Raw genomic sequence first — 11,232 nt, forward strand, 5'->3', positions numbered from 1 at the left:
TTTCCTTTACACATTTGATGACATGCAATTTTAGCTAAGGAGTATTTCGACGTAGTTAAAATTTCTAGGTTAAAGTACCACGGCAACTAAGCTTCTGTCTGCGCCTACCGGCTTGCCAATCAGCAAGTTTGGTTAATCTGGCTCAGTCCAGTCCCTTCGTTGCTAAACAGGCGCTTACGCCTTTTGTAACATCTTTTATGCAAGATCATCAACTTTCTTAAGCACCTATGATAAAATGGGTTATTGGATTATGTATGGAAGGATGATGACATGAACATCGATCAACAAACTATAGATAACTTACAAGCATGGAATGATTTATCCCATCAACCTCCATTAGATGAAACGGTAGCGCTTCGCTATGCAGATGCTTTTGAACAAAACACAATCAAGTTAAGTGAAGAAACAGTGAGTAAGATATATGCATTGGTTGCTTTTCATCGTATGAAACGGACTACACTTCATGAAGATGCGATTGCTAAAGAATTTGTTCAAAAGGCTAGAGATGTAAATCCTTCCGATGCTATTATTGATCAATTATTTGAACTCGTAGAAGTACAAGAACATATAAAGTTACTAAAAGATGAAGATTTTCGTGACTTATTTATACACGAAACCGATCACCAATCCGTTAAGCGAAAAAAACTTCAACTAATCCATGAAAAAGTGGAGAAGCTTGAAGAAGAATGGTCTACTGGTGGATACTCACTATACCGTTCTAATAGTGATTCACAAATTCAGGTTCTCTTAAAAAATGGACAAGAAGCTTTTGATGAATTGCTAAAAGAATTAGAACCATTTTTAGCAAACCAAATGAATGGTGTGAATCATGTTTCAGCTACTACTATAAATCAGTGGTTACGTAAGCTTGAATCACTAACTCATCATTTGGAAAGTGAATTACCTGAAGGTTTGCAAGATCAAAAAGAAAAAAACCCTTTAAGCCAATTAGATGACATGGTTGGATTAGATGAAATCAAATCATACATCCATAGGTATTATCACTATTTAAAATATCAACAGCAACGAAAAGACATTGGGTTTCATATGAATGACGAACCTGAACTTCATATGATCATTACGGGTAACCCTGGTACTGGTAAAACAACATTGGCTCGCTTGTTAGCAAATATCTACTATGATCTGGGATTACTTGATACAAAAGAGGTTATTGAAGTTAACAGATCACATTTAGTGGGATCTTATGTTGGACAAACGGAAGAAAACACGATGAATTACGTACAACAAGCGATCGGTGGTATTTTATTTATAGATGAAGCTTATAGCTTAAAAAGAGAAGGGCAGTCCGGAAATGATTATGGCCAGGCCGCCATTGATACACTTGTTTCTGCTATGACGAGTAAAGAGTATGGAGATAAGTTTGCTGTAATTCTCGCTGGTTATCCAGAAGAAATGCGTCAGTTTCTTTGGGCAAACCCTGGTCTCCGAAGTCGTTTTCCAGAACAAAATCACATGACTCTTCCGAATTATAATTTAGATGAACTTGTTTATATCGGAGAAACGACTGCGTTAGAAAATGACTATTTCCTAACTGAGAAAAGTCTTGCAAAACTTGAAACAGCCATCGAAAAACAGCAAGTAGATGATACGTTTGGTAATGCACGTACGGTAAGAAACATTATCTTACAAACGATTTTTCAAAAAGGTGCAACAGAATCTGGAGATCCTTCTGAAACAGGATTATTGGATTTCATGCGAATTGAAGGCGATGACTTTGATCCTTTATTCGATCAGGATAAAGAGGAGGAATCTCCTATCCATAAGCTAGAACGCTTAATTGGATTGCAGCCCGTTAAGGATGAAGTGAAAAAGCTGTCTTCATTTGTGCGCTTACAACAAAGAAGAAAGGAAGAAGGTTTACCTTCTGTTCCAATTCAACTTCACGCAGTTTTTTCAGGAAATCCTGGTACTGGCAAAACGACGGTGGCTCACATTTATGCTCAAATCCTGAAGAATTGTGGTTTACTAAAGCGTGGTCATGTAGTTGTAGCCTCTCGTAGTGACTTAGTCGCTGGCTATATAGGGCAAACTACTATGAAAACCAAGAAAAAAATACGAGAAGCCCTTGGGGGTGTTCTCTTTATTGATGAAGCTTATTCTCTATTTAAATCAGGATCTACCGATTTTGGAAAAGAAGCGATTGATACACTAGTAGATGAAATGACCAAGCATAATGAAAACTTAGTTGTGATTTTGGCAGGCTACAAACAAGAGATGAAAGCGTTGATTCAGTCAAATCCAGGTCTGTCTTCCCGTTTCAAGAAATTTTTCCACTTCCCAGATTATACAGCAGATGAATTGGTGGATATTACACTTTATCAAGCCAAGCAATATCAATATGAATTAAGCGATGAAGCTATTACATTCTTAACAGAACAATATAAACAACATTCTGTAGAAGGAAACGGTCGTTTTGTTAAAAACCTTGTTGATGAATCCATTCAATACCAGGCCCTTCGCATTGATGAGGCTGAACAAATTGACTCATTCCACATCTTAAGTAAAGATGATGTACAGAATGCTTGGAATGCTGTAAAGGGGAGAGAAATATGATGATTACAACATCAGAAGTAAAAGTACGATACGCTGAAACAGATCAAATGGGAGTTGTTTATCATGCAAATTATTTTGTGTGGTTTGAAATTGGACGAACTGAATTCATCGAAGACTTAGGTTTTCGTTATCATGAAATGGAAGAGAGCGGTGTATTATCGCCTCTTGTTGATGCTGATATTCAGTTTAAGAGACCATTACGATATGGTCAAACGGCAAGAGTGAAAACCTGGTTAAAAGAGTATGATGGTTTGAAAGTAACGTATGGGTATGAAATTTTAACTCCAGAAGGGGAAACAGCTGTTACAGGAAGTACAAAGCACGTTTGTGTCAAGAAGGACTCATTTAAGCCTATTTCAGTTCGTAAGTCTTTTCCAGATTGGCACGAAGCGTATTTAAAAGCTAAAGGAGACGAGTAGAGTGGCCTTTGGACTTAAACGTGAGGAATTAAAAAGGTGGAAAAGTGATGTGAAAAATGGAAACATTGCTTTTTTAACACACTTTTGGATTGATGAGCGTTTTCCAGATGCTAAGACCGTTACCAAGGTCGGTTGCGTCGATCAAGACAAGTTAATTGAATGGGGGAAGCAATATGGTTTGAAACCTGAGTGGATACATCAGGATCCGGAGTACCCTCATTTCGATTTACTTGGCGAGAGACAGCGGACTATCTTACAAGCAGAAGGAAAAACAGACCAACTAAAAAAATTCAATCTTGATTAAACTCGCTCATAATTATGAGCGAGTTTTATTTTAAAAAGTTTTTTCGATGTATTTGTAAAAACACAGGTTCACATAAATTATTTTATTCAGTTATATGGCAGTAATATGGAATAACTGTTTTAGTGAGATAGGCGGTTCCGTTGCTATTGTGGAGTGCGGTGGGCTTGGGAACGGATTGCTTTCCCCGGACGAACGATCGAGCCTCCTCATCCGCTACGCTTCTTGCGGGGTCTCGCTCGCCCGTTTTTCCGGAGGAGTCAACCCGTTCCCAAGCCCACCTTAGCCGAATGGTGATTAACGGAACCGCAGAGATAATGTGAGGAAATGCTTGAGGACATTTATTCCGTTATTTGCATCAAATCACCTTGAAAAACCCCAATTTGTCACAAATAAGGTACCATATGTCCGTAACGACTCTCGAAATGCCTTAAAAGTTCAAAATAACGGAATAAATGTCCGTAAGGTTTAGAACTCACACATTAGGGTCCGTTATTCTTCATAAACGCAAAGGGGGGAAGGAAACGGCAAACTCCAGTGGTAGAAAGGGCAGATGAGACCCCACAGAGAACGGAGTGAACGAGGAGGCTGAAAGTAAATAATGAAGATCGACTAAGACCGCCACATCGTGTGGCAACGTCGACCTACCCCACGTCGTGTGGGGCAGCAGGAGTATTGCCGTTTCACTGACCCCCTTACTCTCATACAAGCAACGGACTCCTCCGAACCTATATCTCGAATCCAAGTCTTCCACATAAGGGGGCTATAATTGAAGAATCTCAATGATTTAACCTCTGTGATAATTTCACTTATTTCATCAAAATGGTAATAAATTATACATTTTTTTCAATAGATCATATCTTTATATAGACATGGAAGGTATAATAAGAGTGTTATCTAAGAACATTAAAGAGACTAAAATCTTTTATATCTCTTTTATATTAAAGGATTCAGAGGTGTAAGCATTAATGAATTATGTCATAACTCTTATTATACCGATTATTATAAGCCTTATCATAACACCATTTGTACGAAGATTAGCTTTTCACTTGAATATCGTTGATCAACCTAATAGTGATCGCAAAGTTCATAAAAAAGTGATGCCTTATTTAGGCGGCATAGCCATTTACATATCTTTTTCACTAAGTTACTTAATTGCCGATCATTTTACGACTTTTGAATCCACCATAATAGGAAATTCCATCTTATTGGGTGGTCTCATCATCGTTATAACAGGTAGTATTGACGATGCAGTTGATATTCGACCTTTGTATAAATTATTTGGTCAAATGATTGCTGCTTTGATCCCTATTTATTACGGTCTTAGCATTAATGTTATATCCTTGCCATTCATAGAAGATGGATTGTACGTAGGCTGGTTTGGAATTGCCATTACTTTCGTTTGGATTGTTGGAATGACGAATGCGGTGAACTTTATAGATGGCTTAGATGGACTTGCCTCAGGTGTATCTGCCATTTCATTTGGTGCGTTATTTGTAGTTTCATTATTATTGGGGAACATGATGTTAGCTTTTACATCGCTTTTACTGATAGGAGCATTGCTTGGGTTCTTACCTTATAACTTTTACCCAGCCCGTATCTTTATGGGGGACTCAGGTTCTTTGTTTCTAGGTTATACACTTGCGGTTCTTTCATTGCTCGAGTTAAAACAGGTAACACTTGTATCCTTTTTAGTACCGATCATTATTTTAGGGATCCCTTTGATGGATACGTTTTATGCAATGATCCGACGGAAATTGAAAGGTGTGCCGATCTCATCACCTGATAAAGATCATTTGCATCATCGTTTTTTACATCTGGGTTTTTCACACCGGACAACCGTGTTAATCATTTATGCGATCTCATTTATCTTTTCATGTTTTGCTGTATTAGTTTTATATACAAACATTTTGCTATCCTTGTTAGTAGTAGGAATTGTGTTAATACTTGTTCATTTATTCGCAGAATTTATTGGGATTTTCTCCGATCAGTTCAAGCCTCTAACATCATTTCTTTTTAAATTTATCAGAGCAATGGAGCGCCAAAAATAAAAACATGTTAAAAGTCTTGTCTCTATGGCAAGGCTTTTTTTCTGATCTTAGAGAAACTCTTTTAGAAACTAAGTAGTAACTCCGAAGTGGTAATATAAATAAATAAGAAACAAAAATGTAGATATTAATGACCCATACTTAGTAGCAACTCCGAACATTAAATAATATTGAATGCAAAAAAAGTAACAATATTAAACCATAAAAAAGTACAAAAAAAAATCCCTGTTTCATGCTAGACAGGGATTTTTCTTAGGAAACATTTATTCTTGCTCTTCTTCATATTCAAAATCAGGTTCTTGCATTTTGGGATCATAGGTTACTTTCACACTGTGGTTGTCAAAATACCACGCGTCATCTTGTTCGATATAGAAGTGTACGCCATCAACGGTTGTCTCTGCAATGGGCTCTTGTGCTGTGTCAGGGCGAACTCCAAGAGAAAATCCTGGTTTTAATCCGCCAACGCCCCCATAGCGAACAAAGAAACGAAGGGAGTCGTTATCACTTAATTCTAATTCATCTTTATACCATTGTGCTGCTTCTTCTGCTACTTTTAATTGCATTCCTTCAACTCCTAGTAGGGATTATGTGCTCCTTTATCGTATTACACTAAAAGAGGCGTTTCAAACATAGGGATTTATTTATTAGGATGAAACAAAGAGTATGATTCATTCGTACTAATAGTTAAAAGGTGATGGCCACCATGGCAATTGGTATGTTTTTATACGGCTTCTCTAAAAATATGCAGCAACTTAATGCTATAACACCAATCGTTGCTTCGGCATGACGCTCATATTAATTATTGTTGGAATCCTATTGTTCAAAAAACAATCCAAAGCCTAAAAAAGAGGAAATCACGAAGATTGTGATTTCCTCTTTTTTTCTTTTTCAGGAACAGGGTCGATTCCACCAGCGTGAAATGGCTGACATTTGAGTATTCGTTTAATGGTTAAATAGCCACCCTTGATCGCTCCAAAGCGTTGTATTGCTTCGACCCCATATTGCGAGCATGTTGGATAGAAACGGCATGTAGGAGGCTTGATAGGAGATATGATTTTTTGATAAAAGCGTATTATCCATAAAAATACATGCTTCATAGTGGTCTCATCCTTAATTTACTCTTGTGTTTTATCGTAGGTAACTTCAGCAATCGCATCATGAAGGTGAATGGACTCTTCATTTTGACAAGAAACATAGAATTTCTCAACGTAAGGAAGTTCATAAAGGTCAGCTGCTACTAATCGTACAATATCCTCAACGAAACGAGGGTTTTCATATGCTTGTTCGGTTACAGCTTTTTCATCAGGACGTTTTAGAACAGGGTGAATCCGCGCGCTTGCATTCGATTCAGATGCTTCTAAAAGAGCAGCTTTCCAGTCTGTTTGATTCTCATCAAAATCGTCAGTAAGCTTAACAGACATGGTCACTTGTCCGCGTTGGTTGTGAGCAGAATATTCACTGATCTCTTTAGAGCAAGGACAAAGAGTAGTAATAGTACCTTTCAGACTCACCTCAATATCATACCCTGTATCTTCATGATATTGAACTTTCATTGTCGCATCAGCGTGGTTCATACCAGCAAGGTCAGAAAACGGTCCTTTGCGTTCGAAAAACCAAGGATAGGTAACTTCGACCTCAGCATCCTTTTGTTTGAGACGACCAGCTAATTCTTTTGTGAATCGTTTTAAGGTCTCTAGGTCAATGGCAAAACCTTCATTGTGGTATTGATCAAGCTGTTCTGTAAAACGACTCATGTTCGTTCCTTTACTTCCTTTCCCAATACTAGATGAAAAGCGGAAGTTTCCAATTGTTGTTTGGATTTCTGGCTTCATGGAACTATTTATCTTAATGGGGTGCTTCACATTTGTAATTCCTACTGCGTCCAAATCAAATAAAAAATCTTTTTTTGTATTTTGCAAATCCACCATTTGTTCCTTCTCAACAGGCTTTGTACGAGGTCCGGCTGGAACTGAACCGAACATTTTATGGCGCTCATGTTTAGGAGGGAGTTGTTTATTTGCGTTAATGTTCGTCTGATTCATAGTGATGTCTCCTTTCAGCTTCTTCTAAAGCTACTCAAAAGTATACATGATACTTAGTCAATTGTTCAATTTTTATACCTATCCATTGTACTCGACCTATTAGAATATATCTATATTTTGTAGAAATCTTCTAGGATATTCTGAATTCCTTTACAGTAAACGCTTTCTATTATCTTAAAATTTCAAATTAGGGAAAATGGGTTGGCAATAGGTGTTTCGTTGCATATGATAGATGCATCAACAATGATATGGGAAGGTGACAAACAGCTATGAAAGGAACAGCATTGTTCAGCACAGATCGTCAAGATGTAATCGTGCTTGAAGATATAGATCGTAAAACTTTTGATGACATGAAAGATAATGGTGGGTTTACACGTACAACAAAGTGTGAACGTGTAGGTCAAACAACAGAACGTGTTTGGCCAGTTAGCTTTTTTGAAGCGGATATCGACTGGACTTACGGTTACTAATATGAAAATAATATTCAGCCATGGGGAAGCGGAACCTCATGGCTTTTTTTATTCACTGTGTAATATTTAAGACCAGTTTCACTATAGCCCCCTTATCTGGAAGACTTGATTTCGAGATATTGTGCGGTGAAGGTCCGTTGCTTTTATGAGGGGGAGGGGTTCAGTGAAACGGCAATACTCCTGCGGAAGACCGTCCAATCCTCCTCGTCACTTCGTTCCTGCGGGGTCTCGGCCGCCCTTTCTACCGCGGGAGTTTGCCGTTTCCCTCACCCCTTTGCGTTTATGGAGATTAACGGACTCTGGTTGTGTGATTTCTTAACCTTACGGACATCTGTTCCGTTATTTTATCTTAATCTAACTTCATTGAAGAGCTTACAGACATTCATTCCGTTATTTGCTTCAAATCACCTTGAAAAAGACCAATTTGTCACAAATAAGGTATCATATGTCCGTAACGACTCTCGTAATGCCTTAAAAGTTCAAAATAAAGGAACAGATGTCCGTAAGCATCGACCTCTCAACATCGCTGCGGTTCTGTTATTCATCATTTGGCCAAGGTGGGCTGTGGAACGGGTTGACTCCTCCGGTAGAAAGGGCGAGCGAGATCCCGCAGGAACGTAGTGACGAGGAAGCTCGATCGGTCTTCCGGGGAAAGCAACCCGTTCCACAGCCCGCCGATCTGCATAAACGTAACGGAACCATCCCGCACCAGCTTATTCAAGATAACTGCTATATAATTGAATAAGAATTATGATACAAAATAGGTTAGCAAAAAAGCCAAAGCATACAGTTCAGTATGCTTTGGCTTTTTTTACATCCATTTAATTTTAGGCTCTGTTTTATCCTTAATTCGTTTAATATTTGTTCTATGGCGATAGATTACAAATAATGTGAGGATACTTGTAACGATAACCAAACCAATGTTTTGCAGAATAATGGCTGAAATGACTGTAACAACACCTGTTACCATTGAGGAAAGAGATACGTATTTGGTTAGATATAACATTAAGAAGAACGTAGCAAGCATAATGACAAAAAGAACAGGTTCAACTGCTAATATTACACCACCAGATGTTGCAACGGCTTTACCACCTTTGAACCTCGCAAAGATTGGGTACATATGTCCGATAACGGCAAAGATCCCGATAATTAAAATGTTTATATCAAGACCCATTAACCATGGTAGAAGGGAGGCAAATGTTCCTTTTAAAATATCTCCTATTGTAACAATAAGACCAGCTTTGACGCCTAGTACACGAAATGTGTTTGTCCCGCCTAAATTTCCACTTCCGTGTTCACGAATATCGATTTTATACCCTAGTTTTCCTACAAGCAATCCAAATGGGATCGATCCAATAACATACGCAATAAGTGCAAAAATCACATAATTCATCTAAAAACTCCTTTACCTTCGGCTTCATGCTTTCTATATTCTATCAAAAACCGTCCATCGAAAGAACATAAAATCAATTTTTCTAAAAACTATTTCAAAATTTAACAGAATTTTATACCATAATAAAGGGGGGAGGATACAAGCGTGGCAAGAACAGAAGTGTATAATAAGAAAAAGAATCGAACAACATCCCTAATTGTTTTTTCACTTGCTTTTTTGTTTATTTTATCATCGATTGGATTTTGGGTGGTATATCCATTCCCTTCAGATGAAAAAGTGCCATACTTTACAGAAGACTATACAATGATATTTGAAGAAGATATCTTCAATAAACAAGCGATGTTTTCAAATCAACTTTATATTCCATATACCTTTATCAAACAACATATAGATTCTTCAATTCAATTTGATGAAGAGTCATCATCCGTTATCATGACCACCGATCAGAAGGTTTATCAGATGCCTAGTGATTCATTAAACTACTATATGAATAATAGCAAGCAAAAGCTTTCATTTCCCGTACTTAAACAAGAAAATGGTAACCTATACTTAGCTAGTGAGTGGCTTCAAAAAGTTTATCCAATGGAAATACGTTATTTCAAGGACACAAAAGCTGTTCAAATTCTTGAGCACGATCAAATCCTTCAGAAAGCAACAATGAGAGCCACCGAGGATGAGGACTTAAGAAGAATGAGAACCTCTCCTACATTAACGTCTCCTTATGTAGCTGAATTATCAGAAGGTGTTGAGTTATTTATAGAGAAGGATACCAAGGAGTATTTTAAAGTTCGGACAGAGAATGGTGTTGCAGGCTATTTAAAAAAATCTGTGGTCCAGCTTAACGGTACAGATCGAATCAAGGCAGAAGTCCAGGCTAACAAAATACCATTTAAGCCAAGCATTGAATGGCCTGTCCATGTGACTTGGGATGGGATTTATCAAGCAAGTGCTAACCCAACATCACAACCTGATCTTGAAGGTGTGAAAGTATTATCTCCTACATGGTTTGAGTTGCAAAATGGAGAAGGCGATATTCGTAATATTGCATCTAAATCCTATGTTGATCAAGCTCATGAAAAAGGGTACAGAGTTTGGGCCCTATTCTCGAATGCGTTTGAACCAGATAGGACTCAAAAAGCTCTATCAACCTATGAATCTCGTCAAAAGATGATTAAACAATTACTCCAATATGCTGAAATATATAACTTGGATGGACTTAATCTTGATTTTGAAAATGTGTATGAACAAGATGGTCCAAAATTAACTCAATTTGCACGAGAGCTGACTCCTCTTGCGCATGAGGCAGGGTTAGTTGTTTCGATGGATATTACATTCATTTCAGAGAGTGCGATGTGGTCTAAATTTTATGAGCGTGAAGAACTAGCAGATGCTGTGGATTACCTCATGGTTATGGCGTATGATGAGCATTGGGGCAGTTCTCAAGTTGCTGGTAGTGTAAGTAGTCTGCCATGGGTGAAGCGGAATCTTAATCAATTGCTACAAGTTGTACCCCATGATCGCCTCATATTAGGAGTGCCGTTATATACAAGACTGTGGAAAATTGAACAGGGAGAAAACGGTAAAAAGGTAAGTTCTGAATCATTTACTATGGAAGAAGCGGAAAAGTGGATGAAAGAACGAGACTTGGAATCTAAATATGATAGGAGTACTGGGCAAGATTATGTAGAATATCAAGTACCAGATAAATCAATCACCTATAAAATGTGGCTTGAAAATAAAACTTCTTTAGCAAAACGAGCACAACTCGTACATCAATTCCAATTAGCAGGAATAGCTACTTGGAGTAAATATTTCGCTGATGATGAGGCTTGGAAAACGCTTGATGAAGAGCTCTCTCACAGAAAAATTGTACAAAAATCCGAATAAGCACATTGAATAGGCAAGATGCTATGCATCTATGCCTATTTTTTATATCATAATAGTTAAGCTTCACTGATCAAATTGGTCGGAATTGAAGCTCAAGA

At 37.8% G+C, this 11,232-nt stretch carries 12 protein-coding genes; 8 read left to right on the top strand and 4 right to left on the bottom strand.

Features of this window, described 5'->3' with window-relative positions:
- The first annotated feature begins 270 nt into the window (after positions 1-270).
- From GS400_RS09815 to GS400_RS09835, 5 genes are all read left to right on the top strand, one after another.
- Complete coding sequence (locus tag GS400_RS09815; RefSeq protein ID WP_160101289.1) at positions 271-2,574, top strand: AAA family ATPase; 2,304 nt, start codon at positions 271-273, stop codon at positions 2,572-2,574.
- Positions 2,571-2,993 carry an acyl-CoA thioesterase gene (locus GS400_RS09820; RefSeq protein WP_160101291.1) on the top strand — a complete coding sequence of 141 codons (423 nt, stop codon included), beginning with the start codon at positions 2,571-2,573 and terminating at the stop codon, positions 2,991-2,993. The genes GS400_RS09815 and GS400_RS09820 overlap by 4 nt, the downstream gene beginning before the upstream one ends.
- 1 nt (position 2,994) lies before the next feature.
- On the top strand, positions 2,995-3,297 hold the full coding sequence (locus GS400_RS09825) for a hypothetical protein (protein ID WP_160101293.1): 303 nt from the start codon (positions 2,995-2,997) through the stop codon (positions 3,295-3,297).
- 328 nt (positions 3,298-3,625) lie between these two features.
- Complete coding sequence (locus tag GS400_RS09830; RefSeq protein ID WP_160101295.1) at positions 3,626-3,766, top strand: hypothetical protein; 141 nt, start codon at positions 3,626-3,628, stop codon at positions 3,764-3,766.
- 496 nt (positions 3,767-4,262) lie between these two features.
- Complete coding sequence (locus tag GS400_RS09835; RefSeq protein WP_160101297.1) at positions 4,263-5,345, top strand: MraY family glycosyltransferase; 1,083 nt, start codon at positions 4,263-4,265, stop codon at positions 5,343-5,345.
- Positions 5,346-5,605: 260 nt separating this feature from the next.
- On the opposite strand, the gene GS400_RS09840 is transcribed toward GS400_RS09835, so the two are convergent.
- From GS400_RS09840 to folE2, 3 genes are all read right to left on the bottom strand, one after another.
- Entirely contained in the window at positions 5,606-5,905 is a 300-nt protein-coding gene (locus GS400_RS09840) for a HesB/YadR/YfhF family protein (protein ID WP_160101299.1), read from the bottom strand.
- 291 nt (positions 5,906-6,196) lie between these two features.
- Positions 6,197-6,439: a membrane protein insertion efficiency factor YidD gene (gene yidD / locus GS400_RS09845; RefSeq protein WP_160101301.1), complete on the bottom strand. Its 243-nt coding sequence runs from the start codon at positions 6,437-6,439 to the stop codon at positions 6,197-6,199.
- A gap of 18 nt (positions 6,440-6,457) precedes the next feature.
- Positions 6,458-7,384, bottom strand: coding sequence for a GTP cyclohydrolase FolE2 (gene folE2, locus GS400_RS09850; RefSeq protein WP_160101303.1), 927 nt, complete (start codon positions 7,382-7,384; stop codon positions 6,458-6,460).
- A 269-nt stretch (positions 7,385-7,653) separates the two neighbouring features.
- On the opposite strand from folE2, the gene GS400_RS09855 reads away from it, so the two are divergent.
- Both GS400_RS09855 and GS400_RS09860 read left to right on the top strand, forming a co-directional pair.
- Positions 7,654-7,854, top strand: coding sequence for a hypothetical protein (locus GS400_RS09855; protein WP_160101305.1), 201 nt, complete (start codon positions 7,654-7,656; stop codon positions 7,852-7,854).
- A gap of 282 nt (positions 7,855-8,136) precedes the next feature.
- Positions 8,137-8,475 carry a hypothetical protein gene (locus GS400_RS09860; RefSeq protein WP_160101307.1) on the top strand — a complete coding sequence of 113 codons (339 nt, stop codon included), beginning with the start codon at positions 8,137-8,139 and terminating at the stop codon, positions 8,473-8,475.
- 190 nt (positions 8,476-8,665) lie between these two features.
- Here GS400_RS09860 and plsY read toward each other — a convergent pair whose 3' ends face one another.
- Positions 8,666-9,247: a glycerol-3-phosphate 1-O-acyltransferase PlsY gene (gene plsY / locus GS400_RS09865; RefSeq protein ID WP_160101309.1), complete on the bottom strand. Its 582-nt coding sequence runs from the start codon at positions 9,245-9,247 to the stop codon at positions 8,666-8,668.
- Positions 9,248-9,391: 144 nt separating this feature from the next.
- On the opposite strand from plsY, the gene GS400_RS09870 reads away from it, so the two are divergent.
- A complete protein-coding gene (locus GS400_RS09870) occupies positions 9,392-11,134 on the top strand; it encodes a glycosyl hydrolase family 18 protein (protein WP_160101311.1) in 1,743 nt (580 codons plus the stop codon).
- Positions 11,135-11,232: the final 98 nt, after the last annotated feature.

This window comes from Pontibacillus sp. HMF3514 (assembly GCF_009858175.1).
Taxonomy (GTDB): domain Bacteria; phylum Bacillota; class Bacilli; order Bacillales; family BH030062; genus Pontibacillus.